Source organism: Candidatus Pyrohabitans sp. (assembly GCF_054014795.1).
Genome location: NZ_JBPMGE010000097.1, coordinates 1 through 22,142 on the forward strand (window position 1 = coordinate 1; position 22,142 = coordinate 22,142).

The window sequence follows — 22,142 nt, forward strand, 5'->3', positions numbered from 1 at the left end:
AAGGGAAGGTTGTAATCGACACAACAACAAACCACTTTGAAGCAGTGGCGTACTTCCACGAGGTGTTTAAGGAGCATGGCGCCCACTACCTCGAGGCTCCTGTGCTCGGAAGCATTATACCGGCATCCCTTGGAAAGCTTACTGTTCTGGTCAGCGGCGAGAGACAGGCGTACGAGAGGGCCCTCCCATATATCGAAAAGATAGGCGAGAACATCTTCTACCTGGGTGAGCAATCGCTGGCAACAAAGATGAAGCTCATCAACAACCTGGCCCTTGGCTCATTCATGGCAACCATTGCAGAAGCTCTCGCCTTTGGAGAGGCGGTTGGACTGAGCAAGGAGAAGGTGCTGGATATTCTCTCCGCGGGCGCCGGAAATTCCATGGTTTTAAACGCCAAGAAAGAAAAGCTGCTCAAAGAAGACTTTACTACGCATTTCTCCTCTGCGCTAATCTACAAGGACCTCCACTACCTGCAGGATCTGGCAAGAGATTTAGAAAGGCCCTTATTCATGGGAAGCGTTGCTAAAGAGCTTTTTGCCATGACGTTCCCGAAGGATATGCACAGCCTCGACTTCTCTGTTATTTACAGGCTACTGAAGGAGCTTTAACCATGTCTCACAACCCTTTATAAATGTTATAATTTGCGTAGCAACACATGACTTTAATGCTTGAAGCAAGGCGAGGCGTTGTCAGCGAGGAAGTGCAGGAGGTTAGCAGAGCAGAGGGCGTTGACGAGAAGGTGCTCCTCCGAAGGGTGGCCAAGGGGAGGGTGGTCATACCCAGGAACATCTCAGGGAGAGAGCTTACGCCCATTGGAATAGGCGAGGGACTTAAGGTGAAGGTTAATGCAAATATCGGCACCTCGCCGGAGCACGTGAACGTGGAGGAGGAGATTGAGAAGGCGAGGGTTGCGGTTGAGCACGGCGCAGATACGCTTATGGACCTGAGCATTGGCGGCGATCTGAAGAAGATAAGAAGGGAAATTCTCAGGGTTCCTGTACCTCTGGGTACTGTGCCCATCTACGAGGCCGGTGTGCTTGCCGCGAAGCGGGGCAGCATCGTGGACATGAGTGAGGATGAGCTTTTCGCTGTTATAGAAGCTCAGGCGAGGGAAGGCGTGGACTTCATGACACTGCATGCGGGCATTACCCGCGAGGCCCTGGAGGCGCTGGAGAGGAGCCCCCGCGTCACCGGCATAGTTAGCAGGGGGGGCGGCTTCCTTGCTGCCTGGATGAAGCACAATGAAAGGGAGAATCCCCTGTATGAGAACTTCGACTACCTGCTTGAGATAGCCCGCGAGTACGACGTTACCCTTAGCTTGGGCGACGCCCTGCGTCCCGGTAGCACAGCCGACGCCACCGACGAGGCGCAGCTTCGTGAGCTTATGACTCTGGGCAGACTTGTGAGACGCTGCCGTGAGGCAGGTGTGCAGTGCATGGTAGAGGGGCCGGGACATGTGCCCCTGAACCAGATTGAGGCCAATGTGCTGCTGGAAAAGCGCCTGTGCAATGGCGCGCCCTTCTATGTGCTGGGCCCACTGGTTACCGACATCGCCACGGGCTATGACCATATCGCCGCTGCGATAGGCGGGGCAATCGCGGCCTATGCCGGAGCCGACTTCCTGTGCTATGTTACGCCAGCGGAGCACCTCGCCCTGCCCAGCGTTGAGGATGTGCGCGTTGGCGTGGTTGCGAGCAAAATCGCTGCCCATGCCGCTGACCTGGCGAGAGGGAGAGGAAAAGAGATAGACGAGGAGATGTCCAAGGCGAGGGTTGAGCTCAACTGGAAGAGGCAGTTTGAGCTGTGCCTGGACCCGGAGCGGGCAATGGAGTATCGCAGGCGAAGCCTGCCGAAGAAGACCGACACCTGCACAATGTGCGGAAGCTTCTGCGCCATGAAGCTGACACGGGAGTTTTTGGGTGGGGAGAAAAATGAAAAACATAATTTTTATATCCCATAGCTCAAAAGACAGCTTACTTATTGAACAAATCAATAAAGCATTTAAAGATATAGGGGTTGAACCTTATTTTGCATTTTTAAAGCAGGAAGGTGTAGACCCAGTAACAAAGATTATCAACGCTATCCACGAATCAAGAGCCTTATTTGTATTAGTAACAGAAAATGTCTTAAAATATAACTATACTCGTGACTGGGTTTCTTTTGAAATTGGACTTGCTAAAGGAATTGAGAAAGGAAGCGGAAAACCAAAAAGAGTCTATGCTTGGCTTATAAATGTAGACGAAAACGAAGATGAACTAGCATTTTTAAGATATATCACAGATTATAGCAAAATTAAATTAAAAAATATAGAAAATAATAAAGATAACATTTTCGATCCTAAAGATGTTGAAAATTTAGTAAATCAGATTGTCAACAAAGCGAGAAAGATAGTTACATTTCAACCTAAAATAAAAATTAAAAATAAATTTGAAAAATATAATGAATGTATCTTAGAAATTGACGTAAGGAAAGCGAAAAACGCGGATTATGGCTTAGAACATACTTTATTTCTCGACTATTTTATAATTAATAAAAGTAATTTGAAAACATATATTTATGAAATTGATTATATATATCCACCATCAATTATAAATGAGATAATTAATAAAAGAAAAAAGCAAAGTATTTTTGGATATGTTTTTAAAAAAAATAAAATCATTGAAGAATATGATAAACCAATATTATTAAAAGGATACGGAACTGTAAATATAAAGACAGATCTACCCTCATTTAAAAAATTACCTGACCCTCTTGAAATAGAAGTTATCATTCGTCATACACATGGGAAAAATAAAATTAAGTTAAAAATAGAGAATATAGAATATGAATCTATCAATGATAGAATGAAAAAAAGATGGGAAAATTTGCCATAAAATAACCAAACGATTTTTTAAATAGTTGTAGTATGACATAGATATCGATGTTATTCTCTCTATCACCTCAGCTATTTTTTATTGTAACAATTTAGTCAATTGTTCTGCTTTTTTAATTCTATTTTTTACTAATGGATGTGTATAAACAATCAAATTTATTATCAATCCATAATCTTTTGTTAGATAATTTTTATCAAATTTTAAAAATGCTGCTTCTAAACTTTTAAGATCTTTAGTCAGTTGTAAAGCCTTTTTATCGGCATCATATTCTATATACCATGAAATGAGATTTATTCCGATTATGCCAATTAAAAAAAGACTAAAAGTAATCAAATAATAAAATTGTACTAGGTATTTCTCAATTTTGTTAGCAACAAACACATTTAATTTTATAGATATAAGAGCTATCACTATAATCAGTAAAAACATTAGAAAAATTTTTATTAGCACATGTTTTTTCAATGCATGAGAGACTTCATGCGCTAAAACAAATTTTTTCTCTTCAAGTGTAAATTTTGAAATTAACTTTTCTCCAAGAGATATCTGATAGCTATCCGATATAAAAGGAATCGGAGGCAGCACATTAGCATTTAAAGAATTAGATCCAGTGTATTTTTTCAATTTGAATTTTAATTTCCTAAATTCAGGTATATTCTTTAAAGATTGAATTAGTTCATTGTCAATATAATCCTCATGTTTTTTCAAAGCTGATTTTATCATAAAAATAACATTCCAAAAATATAAGGAAAAAAGATAGTACATTAATGCCCATATTGGGGCTAGTAGTAGTTCGTTAAATATCAGTGAGAGTACAATCCCCTGGAGAAAAGAAGTAATTATTAAACCAAAATTTCTTTCTCCAAATCGTTTTGTCCGAGCATAACAAAACGTTATAACTAGAAGTATGATAAAAACTAATTTAGGGTTCATATTTATACCAGAAATCATAACCATTACTTTAGGTCATAATATATTAAAATTTTCTAAGAGTTCCGGAAAAGTGAAAATTAAATACCTTTTCTTTCCCTCACCCACCCTCCACCACCTCTATCTCCTCTTCTGACAAGCCATACAACCTGTAAACTATCTGGTCAATCAGCCCGTCCGTCTCTTTAATCCTCTCAAGCAACGGCTTCAATCTACCTGTTGAATCGAGGAAAGCCTCCCTCAGCTTTTCTTCAGCCTCTTTGCTCGCCAGGTCTACCTTCCTAACTTTGCCTTTAGACCTCTTCAGAACTTTATAGTACTCCTCCCAGTCCATTTTGTAAAACTCCCTCACCTTGGTCTTGAGGTTCATATCCTCAATCTTCACTCCAAGGTACTCCTCAAGCCATGCAAGAAACCTCTTTATCTCCGCCTGCTTTTCCTTGTTCATCTCTGTCATGCGCTCAGCCAGAAAAGCTAAAAAGTCGTGCACTACGTCGCTTTTCTCTTCGGCGGTAATGAAGTTGCCATCTTCGTCTTTGGGAAGGTAGGCTTCAACGCGGGAGAGGATTTCAGTGAAGTTGGATTGAGCGTATAATTCCTTGAGTTCTCCCACCAAGCGGTTTCGTTCTTCCTCTGGAGTGTTGAAATTGATGCGGCGGATTGGGATTTGAACAAGATACTGATATATAAAACGCATCCTCCCTCTTTTATTTGGGTCACCCAATACTGCAGCAATATTTCTATAAAATTCTTCTATCAATCTTGAATTCAATAATGATAGTAGATACAGGTCATTTATTGGAATAATATATCCTGTATTAGCAACGAAATAATTTTCAGTATCAAATGCAAATCTGCAAGACATTGCAATATCCGGTAAAACTATTTTTGGTTTTTCAAATTCTTTATAATACGCTATTGTATCTTGAATTTCATACCATTTGTATGCCCCAGGTTTTCTACCATTCCATTTTCCGTCTCTCTTTTCATCCCAATCTTGAGGCTTAGGCATCAATCTATCCTTAAATTTTTCTAAATGCTTTTTTATAGCAGGATAAGATTCGATATCGATACCTCTTCTTGTAAAAATAAGATATCTATCTCTAAAATTAATCTCATATTTCCTTATATCATCGCCAACAATAAGCGGTTTGATAATTTCAGCACTTTTTGGATCGCGCTTTATTAGTTCATCTCTCTTTTCTTTGGAAATTATAAACGCCTTATTGAATCCTGTTAGAATACCTCTTAGAATTTTTCCTCCCACATACTCACCTAAGGGTTGTCCAATTTTCTCTATTTTTTTCATTATTTTTATTTCATGTTCTTTACCCAGTGACCAGTTGAAACCTTCAAACGCCTCTGGTGGAAGTTTTTGTGCATATTCACTCACCACCGAATCCAATGATTGAAATTCCAAGGACCTAACAGGAGTAAAAAGCGTACTTCTCCCCTTTACGTTAGATTTCTCTGTCAAAACAATCGCAGGGAATGTGGCGGCATCCTCGAAAACTGGAAGCTCTCCAAAATCAATGATTTCTCTAATGTATACACCTTTTGTTAGGAATTCACGAAGAGGTTTACCATAATTTGCCCTCATGAATTTATTGGATGAAATAAACCCGAACATTCCACCTTGTTTTAGAAGTTTATGGGCTCTTTCATAGAAATAGACATAAAGGTCTGCCGTGCTTTTATAAGTTTCATAATACTCCTTCAATATCGGCTTCTGCTCCTTTATTGACTCCTGCCTCACGTATGGCGGATTGCCCACGACCACGCTAAAGCCGCCCTCTCCATTCTCAAAAACCCTGTGAAACTCATAACCCCAGTGGAAGGGCTCGAGCTTTGCGAATTCAGTGGGAGAGATGTCTATTTTCTTTGCCCTCATCTCCTGGAAGAGGAGGATATCAAGGCGTCGTTTAATCTTGCCGTCCATCTCTTCGATCTTTCTCTTCAACTCCCTTGCCTTCTCCCCGGATGCCATCTTGTAGTCGGAGAGTATCTTATCCCTCTCTTGTAATAGTTCATCTAGAGGAGTTTCAAGTCCCAGAAAATCGTCTAAGGAAATTTTGAACTCCCTTAGTTTAGAAATGTCTATGTAGCCAATGAGTGTATTTCCAGCCCTGATATTATATTCAATATTGGGCAGGGCAGCAAGCCTTTTATCGGGGTCATAGGATTCTGCAATCCACAGCCACATTCGCAGCTTTGCAATCTCCACCGCCTTGTGGTTCAGGTCAACCCCGTATATGCTGTTCCGCAGTATAACCTTCTTTAAGTTGAATTCCGGGTTTTTTAAGCCCAGACTTTTCTCAATCTTCCTGTATATCTCTAAAAGAATGTTGGCAGCCTGATAGAGAAAAGCACCTGAGCCACAGGCAGGGTCCAGCACTGTGAGCTTCATCACCACATTATTATAAATATCAGAGAGGGTCAAGCTGCGCAGCCTCAGAAGGTCTTCAAAACTCTTGGGCAGCTCCTCACCCTTGTAACCCTTTTTCTCCTTAAGATACTCCTTAGACTTCTCAAGGATATATGGATAAATCGTGTTCTCGCAGATGTAGCGGGTGATGTACTTGGGGGTATAGTAGGCCCCTGTGCCCTTCCTGTCGCCCGCGGTCATGGCACGCTCAAAGATATAGCCGAGAATCTCCGGGTCGATGGAATCTTCTCCCGCTTCGCCTTCATAAACAAACTTGAAGGTATCCAGAAATTCAATAACCCTCTTCAGAATATCGGCGCGAATTAGATAATCTGGATTCTGCCTCTCTGCGTTGCTCCTCTCAAAAAGACTCCCGTTGAGGTAAGGTATTTTCTCAAACTTCGGGTCAACGTCTATGCGCTTATCTTCTTCCACGTTGAACACAGAGAAGAAGAGCTGCTTCAGCTTCGAGTTGAGCACGTCCTCGCTCAGGTTAGCGAGATAGGCGAGGATGTCCTCCTTTATTATCCTCTTCGCCTGGAGGAACTTTATGAAGATAAGGCGGTCAACTATAACCTGTGCTATCTCCTCGCGGTCAGACTCGCTTTTAACATTTAGGATGCTGCTTACTAAGCAATACTCTTCGCCTATTTCATCTCTTTCTCCCTTCAGATTGCGGTAGCTTCCGCCATGCAGCAAGGCGTTGTACCACTCGTAGAAACGCTTTGTTATCTCTGCTTCCTTCTTTTGCGTTCTCACCGCGCTTTTGCCTGTGATGAAGTTCTCTATGGCTGCGAAATCCTTTACCAAGTCACACTCTGTAACAAACTCACCAGTGTTGCTGATGAAAACCCAGCGCAAGCCATCGGTAGCAATGCCAAAGGAGTAGTCTCTTTTTGTTTCATGAAGCAGGAAAAGCTCCTTAACCTGGTTAACCGCTCCATCCTTCTTCCACAGATCGTCGCCTGTTGGTTTGGCTTCCACAAGAAACTTCAGCCCGCCGTAGCTTATCTCATAGTCCGCTTTTCTCATGCCTCCAGGGATGCGAAATCTCCTCTCCCCAACGCTGTAATCGACCTTAAGCAACTCAAGAATCTTCTCGATAATGTTCTTCTTGGTGAACTCCTCTGGGTCCTGAGGCGTCTTCAGGTCTTCGGAGGAAAGCTTCTTTTTCCTGGAGAAAACCAGAGCTCTCCTTTCAACTTTAACCTTCTGCTTCGCATTGGTAAGTATCCTATTTACATCTTTTATCAGCTCAGACTTTCCAAAAGCCCTATTCTCTCCAAGTGGTGTCTGCAAGGATTGCCTCCTTTCTTCTATATCTATGTGTGTCTCTCAACTATAATAGTGATACTGTGGTTTATAAAAATAATTTGGGACGAGGCATAGCTACACAACAAAAATTATTTGAAGTTATCAAACATACTAATGGTATGCCCAAAGTTATCGAAGTAATATACGAGGATGGCGTATTCAAGCCGCTGGAGAAAATTCAGCTGAAGGAAGGGAAAAGATTGAAGATTAGGATTGAAAAATCGAAGTTGTCGGAAGTTATAAAAAAATACAGAAAGTACTTTGAAAACATTGAAGAAGATCTTACAAAGCAGTTGGTCAGTGAAAGAAGATGATTGTAGTCGATGCCTCTGTTTATGTGGATAGTTTACTTCCCAAACTTGGAGATAGACATCAAAAGGCTAATGAAATATTAGAGGCAATATCCAAAGAAGATCTAATCATTTATGGACCAAAAATACTTACGGTGGAGTTAGCTTCTGTTTTAAGCAGAAAAATAAGTGGAAAGATTGTTAAAAATTTTTTAGAAGAGCTGACAGAAGAAATTCATTTGATTGGCGAAGAGGATTTGATTTCATTGGCATATAACTTAGCTTTTGAAGTTAGAGGGAGAGCCGTTGACCTGTACTACATTGCAGCAGCTAAGATAACCAACTCCATCCTGATAACAAATGATAAGACTATGGCAGAGAATGCCAAAAGAAGCGGAATAGAAGCTTATTATCCAATCGATGAGTTTGAAGATGTTTTAAATATAATCAGAAGTTTGAAGGGTAATGAGGCATCGTGAAAATGGCAGCTTCTGCGCCATGAAGCTGACACGGGAGTTTTTGGGTGGGGGGTGAGTTTTTTTACAGTATCCCCTTCTCCCTTAGATGTTGGGCTATCTCTTCTACAAACTTCTTTCCACTTTCAAGCACTTCCTCTGCTTCATCCTCTGATATTACAAAAGTGTACTCATAATCCCCAAGCTGCCTTTTTTCAAAGGCTCTGTTGAGTTCTCTGCCCATTTCTCTTGGAAAGATACCTGTCTTAATAAAGTGTTTCCCAAATTCAGAAATGACACCTTTATGAGATGAAAAAGACAGATTTTTTGTTAGTAGAGCAGCCTGGACAGCATAGAACATGGCATAGTAAGTTCTTGATGCCGACGATTCATAATCCCCCTCTTTTAAAAGAATTTCGGCACTCCTAAGATACCTGTTCGCTCTTTTAATGAGAGAGTCTATCTCCCTCATGCTGGCACTCCTTCTTTTCGTACGTTTATAAGTAGCGGGCTTTTGAGCTTGCGGAAATCATCTTCAGATACGGGATACACAGATATCAGCACTCCATATTTCAGATTCATTTCCGTAATTATGTCTATCATTCTGTCTATCTCCCTACCGGGAACGACCTTGCCTTCAAGGACTATAAGCAGGTCTATGTCTGACTCATCGGTTGCCTCGCCCCTTGCCCAAGAACCAAAAAGGATGACCTTTTTCAGCCTTCTGCCGTATAATTTTCTGACTTCCCTTTTGAATTCTCCGAGCACCTCTTCTATATTCATTATGTCACCTAAATTTGTAACTTTTATGCCATCGATAAAAATAGCTACTCGGTCAGAGGGGCCGAAGTTGTCGGAAGTTATTAAACCTGTTAGCCCGTAACTCCGAATATCCCCTACAGAACCTCCGGCGCCTCTCTTACAACATCCGCTCTCCTTTTGAATCCACCCTTTATCTGTTCATAGGCCTTCATTATATCAGGTTTAACAGAGGCGGGTGTTTCCTTCAGTGCCTGCAGGAAGTGCTTCATCCTGACCTCCTTTGCCTGAAGGTCCTCCTTGATGGCGAACATACCTGCCCTCCTGCACACACTTGCAATATCAGCGCCCGTATAGCCCTTGGTTTCCCTGGCAAGCGCCTCCAGGTCGACATCACTGGCAAGGGGCATCCCCCTCGTATGCACACGGAAGATTTCCAGCCTGGCCTCATAATCAGGAAGTGGGATGAGCAGCAGTTCCTCAAACCTGCCCGGGCGCAGAAGGGCGGGGTCTATAATGTCGGGTCTATTTGTTGCACCTATAACCACAACATTGTAGATTTCCTCCATGCCGTCCATTTCAAAAAGGAGGGTATTCACAATCCTCTCCACCACCCTGGGTTCGCCGACAGCAGAGCCCCTCATAGGAGCCAGCGCATCAAGCTCATCGAAGAATATTATACATGGAGAAACCTCCTTGGCCTTCCTGAAGATTTCACTGATTCTCCTCTCAGTCTCTCCAAACCACTTGCTCAGCACATCAGAGCCCCTGACTGAGATGAAGTTGGCCTCACTCTCAGTGGCCACCGCCTTGGCGAGAAGCGTCTTTCCGCATCCAGGCGGGCCGAACAGGAGGATACCCCTGGGCGGTGTTATACCCACCCGCTTGAAAGATTCGGGGTACTTCAATGGCCACTCCACCATCTCCTTGAGCTTACTCTTCACCTCCTTCAAACCACCCACATCCTCCCAGTGGACCGTGGGCACCTCCACCAGCACCTCTCTGAGCGCAGATGGCTCAATTGTCTTCAGCACCTCAAAGAAGTCGCTTCTCAGTACAAAGAGCTTCTCCAGTGCCTCAGGAGGTATCTCCTTCTCCAGGTCCAGCTTCGGCAAAACGCGCCTCAGGGCGTTCATCGCCGCCTCCCTGCAGAGGGCTGCCAGGTCCGCGCCCACAAAACCGTGGGTGACATCTGCAAGTTCATCAAGGTCGACAACATCCTCCTTTTTAACCAGGCCCTTCTCAACATCCTCCTCCTTGGCCAGGGGCATACCACGGGTGTGTATCTGAAGTATCTCCTTTCGCCCATTTCTGTCGGGTACGCCTATCACTATCTCGCGGTCAAACCTTCCCGGGCGCCGCAGAGCCGGATCCAGGGCATTCGGACGGTTCGTCGCGCCTATCACTATCACCCTGCCCCTGCTTTTCAGACCATCCATCAGCGCGAGAAGCTGCGCCACTACCCGGCGCTCCACTTCGCCGGTTACCTCCTCCCGCTTGGGTGCTATTGCATCAATTTCATCAATAAATATAATACTTGGCGCATTGGCCTCTGCTTCCTCGAATATCTCCCTTATTCTCTTCTCACTCTCCCCATACCACTTACTCATTATTTCAGGGCCACTTATAGAGATAAAATAGGCATTGGTCTCATTTGCCACAGCCTTTGCTATCAACGTCTTCCCTGTGCCCGGCGGACCGTGGAGGAGCACACCCTTGGGAGGGTCAATCCCAAGCCTGTCAAACAGCTCAGGATGGTTTATGGGCAGCTCAACCATCTCCCTTATCTTCCGGACCTCCTCCTTCAAACCCCCTATATCCTCATAGGTCACCTCCGGTATTCTCTCCGCCTCTTTCACCCTCACTGCCTCTGGCCTGAGTTCAATCTGGGTTGCCTCTGTTACCCTCACAATCCCCGCAGGTTGTGTCGAAACCACTATGAATCTGATTTCACCCAGAGAAAAGGGGGTCAACCTGAACCCTTCAAAGAACCTCTCAAAGATGTCAAAACTCCTCAGCTCTCCCCTGTATCTCTCAGGGCTTGAGGGCATTATAACATCACCCTTTTTCAGGGGTCTTCCCAGCAGATAACCCCTGAAGATGTCCCCACTTGCGAGTATCCGAACACCCTCCTGGATCGGAGCGAGAACCACCCTCTGGGCATCCTTATACTCGGCCTTCCTGACCTTCACAAACTCGCCTATGCTGGTTCCTGCATTTGCCCTTATCAGGCCGTCCATCCTTATGATTTTTAATCCTATATCGCTCTGGTAGCCTCTCAGGGCTATTGCCCCGGTGGACCTCTTGCCCTCCACCTCCACAATATCCCCTGGAATAATGCCCAGCTCATCCATTATATTTGAATCTATCCTAACTATACCCCTGCCAACATCCCGCTGGATTGCCTCGGCAACCCTCAGTTGAGCTTCTTTGCTCATAGCCCCTATTAATATATGGTTGTTTTAATATAAAAATCCTTTTTCAGCCCTTCATCCCCTCCACCCTCTCCCTCAGCATCTCCAGCACCTTGGCGGGGTCCGCCCTCCCTCGCGTCCTGCGCATCACATGCCCCACCAGAAAGTTCAGCGCCTCCTTCCTTCCAGAGAGATAGTCCTCCACAGCCTTCGGATTCTCGGCTATGGCCTCCCTCACGGCCCTCTCAATCACATCCTCCTCGGTTATCTTCTTCAGCCCCTTCTCCTCTATAATCGCCCATGCAGGTCTTTTTTCCTTAAGAATATCCCTGATAACAAGCTCCCCGCTGGTTGCAGTAATTTCCCCCGAATTCATTGACTTCAGTATTGTAATTATATCCTCTGCCGTAATACCGCTCTCAGAGAAGCTCTTGTTCTCAAAGTTTAATATTTTCTTGACTATGTGCCTGAAAAATGGAGCTGCAACCTTTGGGTCTATCTCTCTGCAAACTTCCTCAAAGGCATCTGCCATCTCAATTTCGCTTGTTATTGCCCAGGCATCATCCTTTCTGATTCCATACTGCTTTATAAACCTCGCCTGCTTCAGGTGGGGTGCCTCGGGCAGAGTAGCCCTTATCTCTGCTATTTTCTCCTCTGTGATAAGCAGGGGCGGAACATCCGGGTCCGGGATGTAGCGGTAGTCCTCTGCCTCCTCCTTTGTGCGCATACCCCTGGTTATCATCTGCGCCTCCAGATAGGCGCGGGTCTCGCGCTTCACCACCCTGCCCCGCTTCATGAGGTTTTTCTGACGCGTAATTTCAAACTTCAGCGCACGGTAGGCGCCGCGGATGCTGTTTATGTTCTTTATCTCAACCCTTGCTCCGCCCTCAATGCTTATGTTGGTATCCATCCGCATGGTTCCGCCCTCCTCGCGCACCCGCCGGGTGTAGCGCAGCACCTTCACCAGCTCCTTCAGAAATTCCCTTGCCTCCTCTGGTGAGTGCATGTCGGGCGCAGTAACTATCTCCACCAGGGGCACGCCGGAGCGGTTGTAATCCACCCTGCCCGTGGTGGGGTCGTACTTACCAGGGTCCTCCTCGAGGTGCACCTCCCATATTCCCACACCTGCGAGTTCGCCGTTCTTACCTATGGGCATCGATGTACGCTGATATCCGGAAGGCAGGTCAGGGTAGTCGTAGTGCTTTCGCAGAATGTAGATGGGCTCCTTTACAATTTCGCAGTTGAGCATCAGGGCTATTGCAACCGCCGCATCTATAGCCTCCTGGTTCACCGGCATGGGTTTGGCCCCGGGCAGACCAAGGCATACCTCACACACATTGGTGTTCGGCGCCGCCTCGCGGTAGCTGGTGGGTGACCTGCAGTAGAGCTTTGTCCGCGTTGCAATCTGCTCATGAATCTCCAAGCCTATGGTTACCTTCATGCCTACCCACCCTCCAGCGCATACATGGCATTGAGTATCTTCTGCTCCTCCAGAGGCTTTGCGTGAAACTGCAGACCCACGGGTATGCCCTCAACTTCGCCGGCTTTTATAACCCCTGCGGGTATGCCCGCCAGATTCGCAGGTACTGTTAAGAGGTCGTAGGCGTACATCGCGAGGGGGTCTATCTCCTCTCCGAGCCTGTGGGGAAGCTTTGGCGTCGTCGGTCCTGCGATTAAATCCACCCCGCTAAGAGCCTCCAGGAGCTCTCTCTTGATGAGGGAGCGGAACTGCAGCGCGCGGCGGTAGTATCTGCCGGAGTACTCCTTCTGGCTTATGTACCTGCCGAGCATTATCCTGCGCAGCACCTCCTCGCCGCACACCTCCTCTATGCGGTAGCCGTAGCGCCTGCCATCATAGCGTCGGGTGGCTGAAAAGAATTCCACAAAAACAGTAAGGTAGTAGGTGGGCAGGGCCTTGTCCAGGCTGGGAAGCTCTACCTCAACAACATTCGCCCCCTGGGCCTCAAGCTTCCTAAGCGCATGCTTCACCTCACGCATAATCCCGGGTGATGTGTACTCCTCGAACTCCCTGGCGAAGCCTATGGTATAGCCGGAGAGGTCAGGGCTCAGCCGGGAGGTGTAGTCGGGGCTGGAGATGCGCAGCGTCGTCGCCTCTCTGGGGTTGTGGCCAGCGACCACCTCAAGAAGCAGGGCCGCGGAGTATACATCTCTCGCCAGGGGACCTATCTGATCAAGGCTCATGGCAAGGTCTATCAGACCATAGCGGGGCACCAGGCCATAGGTGGGTTTTATTCCAACCACTCCGCAGTGGGACGCCGGGTTGCGTATACTGCCCCCGGTGTCGCTTCCCAAGGCAAGGTCTGCGAAGTTCGCAGCCACCGCTGCGGCGCTTCCAGAGGAAGAACCCCCCGGTATTCGGCCCATCGCCGCCGGATTCTGGGTGGGACCAAAGCAGGAGGTCTCACCGCTGCTCCCGCATGCGAACTCGTCCATGTTGGTCATGCCTATAACAATCCCATCCTCGCGGCGAATGCGCTCTATCACCACCGCATCGTAGGGCGAGATGTAGTTCTCCAGCGTCCTGGAGGCACAGGTGGCGCGGAGCCCGCGGACGTTGATGTTTGACTTCACAGCTATCGCCAGGCCGGCGAGCTTCCCGGCTCTGCCCTGCTCTATCCTCTCATCCACAGCGCGGGCTTCCTCAAGGGCGTGTGGGCTAACCTCGATGAAGGCGTTTATCTCCCTGTCCCTGGCCTCAATAGCCTCCAGGTAGCGCGCCACATTCTCCTCTGCGCTCACCGCCCTGCTCCTGAGCTCGTCAAGAGTACTCATAATCAGCTACACCCAGCTTCCCACTTCGGCGATGTAGTTGCCCTCCTCATCCACGCGGGGCGCAATCTTCAGCGCCATATCGCGGAAGTCTGACTTCAGTTCAGGGGTATCGTCCTCGCGGGTGACATTTATATCCTCAACCACGTAGTATGTCTCCTCCAAGCTGATCTCCCCCAGGGCTTCGGAAAGCTCCCTGAGCACACGCTCCGCCTGGCGACGAATCTCTGCTTTCTCCTCCATGGTAAGGCCTCTGCTCTGTGTAATGCAGAAGAAATATAAAAAGTATGCGGAGGTCACTCTAATTGCTCGATGCAAAATAATTATATAGCTTTATGTGAATGAATATAGAATAGGTGCAAGAATGCATAGGGCAGAGATATTAGTGGATGGCGACGTTCAGGGGGTAGATTATCGTTACCAAGTAAGAAGGGCAGCTTGGAAACACAGGTTAACTGGAACTGTGGAGAATCTGGAGGATGGAAGGGTTAAAATTATTTGCGAAGGTGAGAAGGAGAAAATAAAGGCTTTTATTGAAGATATAAAAATTGAAACCCCACCTATCTCTGTTGAGAGTGTAGATTACAAATTCCTCAGTGCAACTGGAGAGTTCAGTGCTTTCAAAATAGTCACCGGAAGTTTTGAGGAGGAGATGATTGAAGGGTTCTCGACAGGAGCTGTTTACCTATCCACTCTTCGAGATGAATTAAAAGGATTTAAGGAAGAAAATAATCAGAGCCTGAAAGAGATGGCAACTAAAACAGACAAATTAAGGGGAGATGTCAACCTAAATTTTAGAGTCCTTGATGAGAAGTATCACGCAGTTTCCGATGAACTTAGGTCAATAAATCAAAACATTGCAAGGCTTACTGAAAATATTTCCAGATCAAACGAGCTTTTGGCAAAACTGATAGAAGATTATCTAGAAACCAAAAGAAAGCCAGATTAGCAGCACCTGGCTAATCCTGGCGCCTGACCAGAATCACGCCGTCGTTGGCCTCCACGTCCTCGCTGCTGAAAACTCTTTTCCTGTCGCCGCGTTTTACCAGAAACTCCCTCACATCGCCCTCCTCGCCGAGGGTGACACTTATAACCCTGCCGTAGTAGTTACCCCTTTTATCGTATACCTCCTTTCCTATCATCTCATGCCTGACCTTCACATACTCTTCACCCTGAGAGAGGGCATAGCCGGGGGTCTCCTCAAGCTCCTCTTTTGCCTCGCCTTCAAAGAGTTCAAACTCCTCGCCCTCATCACTGAGCTTCAGGCCTTCCTCCTCGCTCAGCCTCTTCAAATACTCGCGCGTTGGAGAGGAGGCGGCTTTGGCAGGGGTTTCAAGTCTGTAGCTCAGAAAAAGCAGGGCAGCACCATTCGCTATCAATACCAGGCTGGGGATAAAGAGCATGAGCGTGGTGAGCTGGATTGCACCCACCCCAAAGGGCGGAGAAACATCCGGCGTAAAGAGTCGCATCGCAAAGGAGTAAAACTTAACCGGAGCCAGAAGTGCCACCAGGCCAAAAAGAAGATTGAGAACCCCAACTGCTCTAACAACTTTCATCTCCAGCCCTCAAAATAACTTCTTACTGTCTCCATATAAAGCTTCTCCCGCATACTTTTATGAACAGATATCCACAAAAACCAATAAAAAACACCTATGAACGAGACGAAGCATTGAGGGACGCCTCGATCTTCTTTAGCGTGGCATCGCTGTTGGTGTAGTAGCTCTCCACCCATCTTCGCACATCATAAAACTCCCTGATGTTGTTTTCAAGCAGATAATCCAGAACAAGCTTCCTCTTCTCAAGTTCTTCATTCACCTCTTCTATGGGAATGCCCACCTGCTTGGCAAGGTCCTGCTTCAGCCTGCTCGGCGTACCTGTGCTCCTTATGGTATCGCTGCTCGGCTCCCACTCGTAAATCCTGCTCAAAGCCACAGTGCCATCGGTAATCCCGCCAACCTCCGTAACCTCTGTTACCCTCCTTATCAGCCCCTTCTTTTCGTGGGTGTACCTTGCCTGCATGACAATCAAATCCAGGGCTGGAATCATTATCATGGGGACGTTCATAGGCTCATTTGTAAGGCGCGTTATGCACTCTCGGGCGCTGTTTGCATGAAGCGTTGCAAGCGTCCCGTTGTGCCCGGTGTTCATGGCGGTGAAAAGGGTCTTTGCCTCCGGCCCCCGGACCTCACCTATAATCAACCTATCCGGCCTCATTCTAAGCGTGTTCTTGAGCAGGGTATCCATATCTATCTCCCCCTTACCCTCTATGCTGGGAGGACGCACCTCAAACCTCACCAGATGCTTTACAGAAAGCTGAAGTTCTGCTGTGTCTTCGATGGTGATAACTCGCTCGCGACTGCGAATAAAAACAGTAAGGGCATTGAGTGTGGTCGTCTTTCCACATCCTGTGCCACCAGCCACGAGTATGTTCTTTGGCCACACGCCGAGTCCATCTACCATCAGCCAGAGGAAAGCCACAACCTCGCTGTTGAGGGTATTGTACTTCATCAGGTCGACTATGGTGAGGGGGTCCTTTTTGAACTTCCTTATGGTAACCGTTGGCCCATCCAGGGCAGGAGGGCTCAGCGTTGCATTGACACGGGAGCCGTCGGGAAGACGGGCATCGAGGAGGGGCGAGGAGGCATCGATGCGCCTGCCAATACTCGAGGCTATCCGCTGTACTATATTCACAATCTCCTTCGGGTCCTGAAAGACCACATTTGTCTCAAGTATCCCGTACTTCCTGTGGACAACGTACACAGGACGCTTGGGGCCTATTACCATTATCTCTTCGATTTCATCATCCTGAAGAAGAGGCTCAAGCAGACCGTAGCCCACCATGTCGTTCACAATCATCTCTGCAAACATCTGCCTCTTCTCGGGCGAAAGCTCCACATCGCCCTTAAGCCTGTCCATTATCTCAAGCACAGCGAAGAGCATACGCTGTTTCCTCTGCTCCTTCGTCAAACCCTGCAGCTCAACCTTCGCCTCTTTAATCGCTGCCTCCTTTACTCTCTTAAGAAACTTCATCTCTCTGGGGGTGAGGGTAGGGAGTTCAATCCTGTAGAAATAGCTGTTTCCCAGAGATACTACCCGGGACCTGGTATCACTCATTCCCTATCGCCCGCCTTATACGTACTTTGAGGTCATTAGGGTCAAAGGGCTTGGTTATGTAGTCCACAACACCTTCAACTGCCAGACCGGAGAGCACCTCGCTGGCTTCACTGCGCACAGTAAAGAGTATCACCGGCACGCGCTCTGCACCTTTGTGCATGCGGAACTTCTCCAGAAAATCCCATCCGTCCATGCGGGGCATCATTATATCGAGGAGAACTATGTCAGGCATCCCTTTCTTCACAAGCTTCAGCGCTTCTTCTGCACTTCCCGCCTCAATTACCTCATATTCATCCTCAAGGATATTTCTCACGAGCCTCAGCATATCCTGCTCGTCATCCACTACCAGAACCTTAGGCATTTTATTCACCTTCCTTCAGAGGGAGCACCAGTGTAAATGTTGAGCCCTCGCCCGGAATGCTCTCTGCATAAATCTCGCCATCATGTGCTTCCACTATTGTCTTTACCACCGCGAGTCCCATTCCTGTGCCCCCGTATCTGCGATTTATTGACGCATCACCCTGGAACAGAGGCTCAAAGCTCTTGGGTAAAATACTCTCTGGTATCCCTATACCGGTGTCACTCACCGAGATAACTGCACTGCTCCTCATTTTCCGCGCCTTTATTGTTATTTTACCCTGTGGACGGTTAAACTTTATGGCGTTGTCTAGGAGATTTACAAGCACATGTCTAAGCTTATCAAAATCCCCCTCAACATTAAAATCTTCCACCTGAAGCTCCATTTCAATGTTTCTATGAGAGATATCCTTGTTTTTCTTCTCAACGGCGCTGGAGATTAAAGCCCGCGCTGAAAAACGAGAAGGATGAAGTTTTATCTTCTCCTTTGAGGCTTCTGCCATGGCAATAAGGTTGCCAACTATTGTGTTCTGCTTCTCAAGTGCCTCGATTATCTTCATGAGTCCCCTTCTGCGTTCTTCTCCATCCTGCTCATCCAGGGCGAGTTCCGCAAAACCCTTTGCAATTGTCATTGGTGTGCGAAGCTCGTGACTTACATTTGCAATTATATCATTTTTGAGCTGATCCAGGGTTTTTAGCTCTTTATAAGCTTTGTTAAGCTTTTCCTTTGACTCACGCTCATCCTCAAGGATGTTTAAAAGCGCTTTCTGACTCTCCTCAAGCTCCCGGGTATACTTCCTAATCTTCTCTTCTGCCTGCCTGCGCTCAGTGATATCCCGCACTACAACAAGCACCGCTGGCATGCCCTGATGGATAAAAGGAACTGCTGCCACCTCCACATCCACAGGCTTACCGTCAAGACGGACAAATCTCTCCTCAATAAGGGGAACTCCCGTCCCCCCCTCAATCAGCCGTTTTACCCGTTCTCTGACAACTTCAGTATAATCTGGATGCACAAAATCCATTATTGACTTCCCGATGAGTTGTTCCGGAGCTTCTGCGCCAAGAAGCTTCTCACATGCTGAATTGACAAATACAATTCTGCCCCTGCTGTGCACAGTGATGGCATAGGGTAAAAATTCCACAAGCTTTTGAAATATTTCTTCGTTCTCTCCAAGTTTTTCAACATATCCATCTTCATTTAGATTCTTAATCATTTTCCGGACCCTCTGATTCGGTACAAAGCCTTCTGAGCCTGTCCAGCTCCTCTTTAAGCCTTTTGTTCTCCTCTTTTAGCTCAAGCATGCGTAATTCCCTGTCTATGATAGCCCGCCTCCAGCGTTCAAGCTCATTTATGCGCTTTTCAAGCCTCTCCTGAAGCTTTACCTTATCCGTTATATCCCTTGAGGACTCCACTATGGTGACTATATTACCCTCGCTGTCCCTTATTCCTGCAGCAGTAATTTCCACAGTTATCATGTTGCCCTCGCAGTCATAGTGGGTGTGTATGACCCCGTGCACCTCGCCCTTCTCCAGCACCTCCTTAACAGAACAGGGCACCTCCTTGCACACACTCTCACTTCCGTGAACAACCTCATAACATTTATTCCCGACAACTTCGCTTCTATCCAGCTTTAGCATCTTAAGTGCTGCAGGATTTGCGTCCAGTATAGTATAATCTCTGCCGATTAAGAATATGCCATCGTTTGCCCCTTCAAATATTCCTTTAAAGTGTTCTCTGCTCTCCTGAAGCTTGCCCTCACGCAGTACAATATAAGTCTCTATTGCCACAGCCATGTCCAAGAAGGTCAACTTCAGCAGGCTCTCGACGTATGGCAGCACATTTTCACTTTCCGGGAACACTTTGCTCATCTTGGGCATCATCAAGGCCAAGTACTTCCTGTAGGCGCCGAGGTACCAGCGCGCTGACAATGAGATGCGGTCGTGGGCTTCACCAACTCGTGCTCTGTCCACAAGATACTCCAGATCATAGTTGCCCTGTGTCAGCCTCCTGAAGTACTCCTCCTGTTTGGTTTTTACCTTCTTTACGCTTGCTTCGCCAGAGAAAAAACGCGAAGTTTCTTCAAAGCTAAGAAGATGCTCATAAAAGAGATTCTGTATCTCTTCATGTTCCGTGAGCAACACTTCGCCTATTCTCTTCAACCTCTCTTCGTCCTTGCTCTCTATTTCAAGGTAGCTTTTCAGAGTCTCCCAATCCTTTCCAAGAAGTTTCTCCACCTTCATTATGTGACAACCTCTCCTTTTCAAGCTCCTCCTTGAGCTGTTTGAGCTCTTTTCTGAGGTTTCTTATCTCAATGTCCTTCTCTATACCTGTCCTGAACCACCGCTCAAGCTCCGCGACGCGGGCGCGGTAGTCATGAACCCTTGCCTCTTTGATCTTTCCATCTTCAAACCATTCCATAAGCTCCTTTATGCTGTACAGAAGTTCCCTATCCTCAGGCGGAAGGTCCACTTCGACATCACCGGGCAGAGGATGGTCTATCTCGTCCACCCTGACAAAGGGAGGAGGAACCGCCGGTAAGAAACGCTTCTTCATTATCAGCCCACCAAGAAAAACAAAGGCGGAAATCGCAAAACCCGCGTAAATAAGGAACCAGATAGCAGGATATCCCTGCTCTGTGGTTATAAGTCTCATAGGTAAAAGGAGTATAAGTCCAACCACCAGAATCACAAGTACCCAGAAAGCCCGCCAGTAATTTTTCTTCCCGGCACGTGATGCCGGGATATCCCCCACGTTTTTGTGAGAATCTCCCATTTCCCTCACCCCGTTCAGCAGGTACGTCGGTGCAGATTCATAGCCTCGATATATTCCATTTATCATTTCACTATGCTTTTATATATCCTATATGTCCTTTTATATTTCCCATATTTATATATTTTTATAAAATTGTTTTCAATAACCGCCTTTGCACGCCTCAGGAAAGCCTCTCCAAAAACTTTTTTAATGGTAGGGCAATAAAGACCTTAAGAGATTTTTATCTGAATCACTCTGATGGAGGAATTTTATTGGCAAGGGTTGCTGTAAAGAGAAGGAAAATAGACACCTGGAAGACAAAGAAGTGGTACAATATTCTAGCTCCAAAGATATTTGGTGGGGTGAAGATTGGCGAAACCCTGGCGAGTAATCCAGAGCAGCTTATTGGAAGGGTTATAGAGGCCACCATGAAGGACATTACCGGGGACTTCACAAAGCAGCACATAAAACTGAGATTTAAGATTACAGAGGTGCGCGGCAACAACGCCTATACCCGCTTCGAGGGGCAGAGGTTATCACGAGAGTACATGCGCAGCCAGATTCGCAGGAAGAGCACCCGGGTAGAGGGAATAGTCGATGCAATCACGAAGGACGGCCACAAGCTGCGCATTCGGGTTATAGCCCTCGCCTTCGGCAGGGCACAGACCTCACAGGAGTGTGCCATACGGAGAATACTCGTGGACATGGTAAAGACTGCGGCTGAAGAAAGGGAATTTGACAGCTTTGTGCAGGAGGTTGTATCCGGGAAGATAGCCGCCAGCATGTACCGCGCTGCAAGCAAAATATACCCCCTCAAACGCGTTGAGGTAAGGAAGATTAAGGTTCTGGAATATCCCGCCCAGAATGTGAAGCCAGCTGAAGAAGCTCCTGCAGTCGAGGCGTAAAAATAAAGCCTCCGTTACGGAGGTTACGGTATGTATCTCGCCATTTTCATCTGTCTTGCCTTAGGTATTCTGATATACAAGAAGAAGGTGCTGGACGCTCCTGGCACTGCCGTTGCAGTGCTCATGGGGCTTCTTGTCTACTTTTTCGCCGGCTACAGCTGGCTAATCCTCCTTCTGAGCTTCCTTTTTCTGGGTTTTGCCACCACGAAGTACAGATATTCCTACAAGAAGGAGCTCAATGTTTCTGAGCCCCACGGCGGGCGCAGGAGGGCGGTAAACGTCATTGCAAACGGGGCACTGCCGACAATCTTTGCAGGGCTCTATGCCATTGACAGCAGCCAGGGGGTTTTTCTTGCAGGTTACCTCGCATCCCTCGCCACTGTGACTGCGGATACGCTTTCATCAGAGCTTGGTGTGCTGAGCAGAAAGAAACCCGTGCTGATAACCACCTTTCAGGAGGTGCCACACGGCACCAACGGGGGAATAACCCTTCTGGGCGAACTCGCCGGCATAGCGGGCGCGCTCTTCATAGGGCTCATGGCCTATGCCCTTGGCATGGCCCCCCTAACCCTGAGCCTCGCCTCAAGCCTTCTGGGCGGTATCCTGGGCTTCAACTTCGACAGCCTCCTGGGAGCTGTTTTTGAGCGCCGCCGCATGCTGAGCAACGCATGGGTTAATTTCTTCTCCAGTATGGCGGGCGGACTTTTCGGTGCAGGCGCTGCCCTCTACCTGCTGCGATAGATTTTTAACTCCTCCTGCATAGC

The 22,142-nt window shown here is 47.1% G+C and carries 22 protein-coding genes; 8 read left to right on the forward strand and 14 right to left on the reverse strand.

Annotated elements, in window-relative coordinates; translation table 11 throughout:
* The 3 genes from ACXJJW_RS10485 to ACXJJW_RS10495 all read left to right on the forward strand — a co-directional run.
* Positions 1-608, forward strand: a 608-nt coding sequence (locus ACXJJW_RS10485) for an NAD(P)-dependent oxidoreductase (RefSeq protein WP_456475695.1), incomplete at its 5' end; no start/stop codon positions are given.
* A gap of 47 nt (positions 609-655) precedes the next feature.
* A complete protein-coding gene (thiC, locus tag ACXJJW_RS10490; protein ID WP_456475696.1) occupies positions 656-1,960 on the forward strand; it encodes a phosphomethylpyrimidine synthase in 1,305 nt (434 codons plus the stop codon).
* The gene (locus ACXJJW_RS10495) at positions 1,932-2,873 is read left to right on the forward strand and encodes a toll/interleukin-1 receptor domain-containing protein (RefSeq protein ID WP_456475697.1); all 942 of its coding nucleotides are present in this window, start codon (positions 1,932-1,934) and stop codon (positions 2,871-2,873) included. Before thiC ends, ACXJJW_RS10495 begins: the two co-directional genes overlap by 29 nt.
* A 78-nt stretch (positions 2,874-2,951) precedes the next feature.
* On the opposite strand, the gene ACXJJW_RS10500 is transcribed toward ACXJJW_RS10495, so the two are convergent.
* The gene (locus tag ACXJJW_RS10500; protein ID WP_456475698.1) at positions 2,952-3,821 is read right to left on the reverse strand and encodes a M48 family metallopeptidase; all 870 of its coding nucleotides are present in this window, start codon (positions 3,819-3,821) and stop codon (positions 2,952-2,954) included.
* A 79-nt stretch (positions 3,822-3,900) separates the two neighbouring features.
* Entirely contained in the window at positions 3,901-7,524 is a 3,624-nt protein-coding gene (locus ACXJJW_RS10505; RefSeq protein WP_456475699.1) for an Eco57I restriction-modification methylase domain-containing protein, read from the reverse strand.
* Here ACXJJW_RS10505 and ACXJJW_RS10510 point away from each other — a divergent pair.
* Positions 7,515-7,853, forward strand: a complete 339-nt coding sequence (locus tag ACXJJW_RS10510; protein WP_456475700.1) for an antitoxin family protein — start codon at positions 7,515-7,517, stop codon at positions 7,851-7,853. The two genes, ACXJJW_RS10505 and ACXJJW_RS10510, sit on opposite strands and share 10 nt — an antisense overlap.
* Entirely contained in the window at positions 7,850-8,308 is a 459-nt protein-coding gene (locus tag ACXJJW_RS10515; RefSeq protein WP_456475701.1) for a type II toxin-antitoxin system VapC family toxin, read from the forward strand. Before ACXJJW_RS10510 ends, ACXJJW_RS10515 begins: the two co-directional genes overlap by 4 nt.
* Positions 8,309-8,369: 61 nt before the next feature.
* Here ACXJJW_RS10515 and ACXJJW_RS10520 read toward each other — a convergent pair whose 3' ends face one another.
* The 6 genes from ACXJJW_RS10520 to gatC form a co-directional block, all read right to left on the reverse strand.
* Positions 8,370-8,756: a HEPN domain-containing protein gene (locus ACXJJW_RS10520; RefSeq protein ID WP_456475702.1), complete on the reverse strand. Its 387-nt coding sequence runs from the start codon at positions 8,754-8,756 to the stop codon at positions 8,370-8,372.
* Positions 8,753-9,067, reverse strand: a complete 315-nt coding sequence (locus tag ACXJJW_RS10525; RefSeq protein ID WP_456475703.1) for a nucleotidyltransferase domain-containing protein — start codon at positions 9,065-9,067, stop codon at positions 8,753-8,755. Before ACXJJW_RS10525 ends, ACXJJW_RS10520 begins: the two co-directional genes overlap by 4 nt.
* A gap of 113 nt (positions 9,068-9,180) precedes the next feature.
* Positions 9,181-11,481 carry a CDC48 family AAA ATPase gene (locus ACXJJW_RS10530; protein ID WP_456475704.1) on the reverse strand — a complete coding sequence of 767 codons (2,301 nt, stop codon included), beginning with the start codon at positions 11,479-11,481 and terminating at the stop codon, positions 9,181-9,183.
* A gap of 43 nt (positions 11,482-11,524) precedes the next feature.
* Positions 11,525-12,898, reverse strand: coding sequence for an Asp-tRNA(Asn)/Glu-tRNA(Gln) amidotransferase subunit GatB (gene gatB, locus ACXJJW_RS10535; protein ID WP_456475705.1), 1,374 nt, complete (start codon positions 12,896-12,898; stop codon positions 11,525-11,527).
* Positions 12,899-12,900: 2 nt separating this feature from the next.
* Positions 12,901-14,250 carry an Asp-tRNA(Asn)/Glu-tRNA(Gln) amidotransferase subunit GatA gene (gatA, locus tag ACXJJW_RS10540; RefSeq protein ID WP_456475706.1) on the reverse strand — a complete coding sequence of 450 codons (1,350 nt, stop codon included), beginning with the start codon at positions 14,248-14,250 and terminating at the stop codon, positions 12,901-12,903.
* Between the two features lie 6 nt (positions 14,251-14,256).
* A complete protein-coding gene (gene gatC, locus ACXJJW_RS10545) occupies positions 14,257-14,490 on the reverse strand; it encodes an Asp-tRNA(Asn) amidotransferase subunit GatC (protein WP_456475707.1) in 234 nt (77 codons plus the stop codon).
* Positions 14,491-14,611: 121 nt separating this feature from the next.
* Here gatC and ACXJJW_RS10550 point away from each other — a divergent pair, with 121 nt between their 5' ends.
* On the forward strand, positions 14,612-15,196 hold the full coding sequence (locus ACXJJW_RS10550; RefSeq protein WP_456475708.1) for an acylphosphatase: 585 nt from the start codon (positions 14,612-14,614) through the stop codon (positions 15,194-15,196).
* Between the two features lie 10 nt (positions 15,197-15,206).
* Here the strand turns inward: ACXJJW_RS10550 and ACXJJW_RS10555 are convergent, their stop codons facing one another.
* The 6 genes from ACXJJW_RS10555 to ACXJJW_RS10580 form a co-directional block, all read right to left on the reverse strand.
* Positions 15,207-15,803 carry a PRC-barrel domain-containing protein gene (locus ACXJJW_RS10555; RefSeq protein ID WP_456475709.1) on the reverse strand — a complete coding sequence of 199 codons (597 nt, stop codon included), beginning with the start codon at positions 15,801-15,803 and terminating at the stop codon, positions 15,207-15,209.
* Positions 15,804-15,897: 94 nt separating this feature from the next.
* On the reverse strand, positions 15,898-17,361 hold the full coding sequence (locus tag ACXJJW_RS10560; RefSeq protein WP_456475710.1) for a TadA family conjugal transfer-associated ATPase: 1,464 nt from the start codon (positions 17,359-17,361) through the stop codon (positions 15,898-15,900).
* Positions 17,354-17,722 carry a response regulator gene (locus ACXJJW_RS10565; protein WP_456475711.1) on the reverse strand — a complete coding sequence of 123 codons (369 nt, stop codon included), beginning with the start codon at positions 17,720-17,722 and terminating at the stop codon, positions 17,354-17,356. The genes ACXJJW_RS10560 and ACXJJW_RS10565 overlap by 8 nt, the downstream gene beginning before the upstream one ends.
* Position 17,723: 1 nt before the next feature.
* Entirely contained in the window at positions 17,724-18,935 is a 1,212-nt protein-coding gene (locus ACXJJW_RS10570; protein ID WP_456475712.1) for an ATP-binding protein, read from the reverse strand.
* Positions 18,928-19,962, reverse strand: coding sequence for a protoglobin domain-containing protein (locus ACXJJW_RS10575; RefSeq protein ID WP_456475713.1), 1,035 nt, complete (start codon positions 19,960-19,962; stop codon positions 18,928-18,930). Before ACXJJW_RS10575 ends, ACXJJW_RS10570 begins: the two co-directional genes overlap by 8 nt.
* The gene (locus ACXJJW_RS10580; protein ID WP_456475714.1) at positions 19,907-20,494 is read right to left on the reverse strand and encodes a hypothetical protein; all 588 of its coding nucleotides are present in this window, start codon (positions 20,492-20,494) and stop codon (positions 19,907-19,909) included. Before ACXJJW_RS10580 ends, ACXJJW_RS10575 begins: the two co-directional genes overlap by 56 nt.
* A 251-nt stretch (positions 20,495-20,745) precedes the next feature.
* Between ACXJJW_RS10580 and ACXJJW_RS10585 the strand changes: the two genes are divergently transcribed.
* Together ACXJJW_RS10585 and ACXJJW_RS10590 are read left to right on the forward strand one after the other, a co-directional pair.
* Positions 20,746-21,378 carry a 30S ribosomal protein S3ae gene (locus ACXJJW_RS10585; protein WP_456475715.1) on the forward strand — a complete coding sequence of 211 codons (633 nt, stop codon included), beginning with the start codon at positions 20,746-20,748 and terminating at the stop codon, positions 21,376-21,378.
* Between the two features lie 30 nt (positions 21,379-21,408).
* The gene (locus ACXJJW_RS10590; RefSeq protein ID WP_456475716.1) at positions 21,409-22,119 is read left to right on the forward strand and encodes a TIGR00297 family protein; all 711 of its coding nucleotides are present in this window, start codon (positions 21,409-21,411) and stop codon (positions 22,117-22,119) included.
* Positions 22,120-22,142 lie beyond the last annotated feature (23 nt).

Bases quoted from the DNA above. Each gene is read 5' to 3' on its own strand.
- thiC (WP_456475696.1), top strand. From the start codon at position 656: ATGACTTTAATGCTTGAAGCAAGGCGAGGCGTTGTCAGCGAGGAAGTG.
- ACXJJW_RS10495 (WP_456475697.1), top strand. From the start codon at position 1,932: ATGAAAAACATAATTTTTATATCCCATAGCTCAAAAGACAGCTTACTT.
- ACXJJW_RS10500 (WP_456475698.1), bottom strand. From the start codon at position 3,821: ATGATTTCTGGTATAAATATGAACCCTAAATTAGTTTTTATCATACTT.
- ACXJJW_RS10515 (WP_456475701.1), top strand. From the start codon at position 7,850: ATGATTGTAGTCGATGCCTCTGTTTATGTGGATAGTTTACTTCCCAAA.
- ACXJJW_RS10520 (WP_456475702.1), bottom strand. From the start codon at position 8,756: ATGAGGGAGATAGACTCTCTCATTAAAAGAGCGAACAGGTATCTTAGG.
- ACXJJW_RS10525 (WP_456475703.1), bottom strand. From the start codon at position 9,067: ATGAATATAGAAGAGGTGCTCGGAGAATTCAAAAGGGAAGTCAGAAAA.
- ACXJJW_RS10530 (WP_456475704.1), bottom strand. From the start codon at position 11,481: ATGAGCAAAGAAGCTCAACTGAGGGTTGCCGAGGCAATCCAGCGGGAT.
- gatB (WP_456475705.1), bottom strand. From the start codon at position 12,898: ATGAAGGTAACCATAGGCTTGGAGATTCATGAGCAGATTGCAACGCGG.
- gatA (WP_456475706.1), bottom strand. From the start codon at position 14,250: ATGAGTACTCTTGACGAGCTCAGGAGCAGGGCGGTGAGCGCAGAGGAG.
- gatC (WP_456475707.1), bottom strand. From the start codon at position 14,490: ATGGAGGAGAAAGCAGAGATTCGTCGCCAGGCGGAGCGTGTGCTCAGG.
- ACXJJW_RS10550 (WP_456475708.1), top strand. From the start codon at position 14,612: ATGCATAGGGCAGAGATATTAGTGGATGGCGACGTTCAGGGGGTAGAT.
- ACXJJW_RS10555 (WP_456475709.1), bottom strand. From the start codon at position 15,803: ATGAAAGTTGTTAGAGCAGTTGGGGTTCTCAATCTTCTTTTTGGCCTG.
- ACXJJW_RS10560 (WP_456475710.1), bottom strand. From the start codon at position 17,361: ATGAGTGATACCAGGTCCCGGGTAGTATCTCTGGGAAACAGCTATTTC.
- ACXJJW_RS10565 (WP_456475711.1), bottom strand. From the start codon at position 17,722: ATGCCTAAGGTTCTGGTAGTGGATGACGAGCAGGATATGCTGAGGCTC.
- ACXJJW_RS10570 (WP_456475712.1), bottom strand. From the start codon at position 18,935: ATGATTAAGAATCTAAATGAAGATGGATATGTTGAAAAACTTGGAGAG.
- ACXJJW_RS10575 (WP_456475713.1), bottom strand. From the start codon at position 19,962: ATGAAGGTGGAGAAACTTCTTGGAAAGGATTGGGAGACTCTGAAAAGC.
- ACXJJW_RS10580 (WP_456475714.1), bottom strand. From the start codon at position 20,494: ATGGGAGATTCTCACAAAAACGTGGGGGATATCCCGGCATCACGTGCC.
- ACXJJW_RS10590 (WP_456475716.1), top strand. From the start codon at position 21,409: ATGTATCTCGCCATTTTCATCTGTCTTGCCTTAGGTATTCTGATATAC.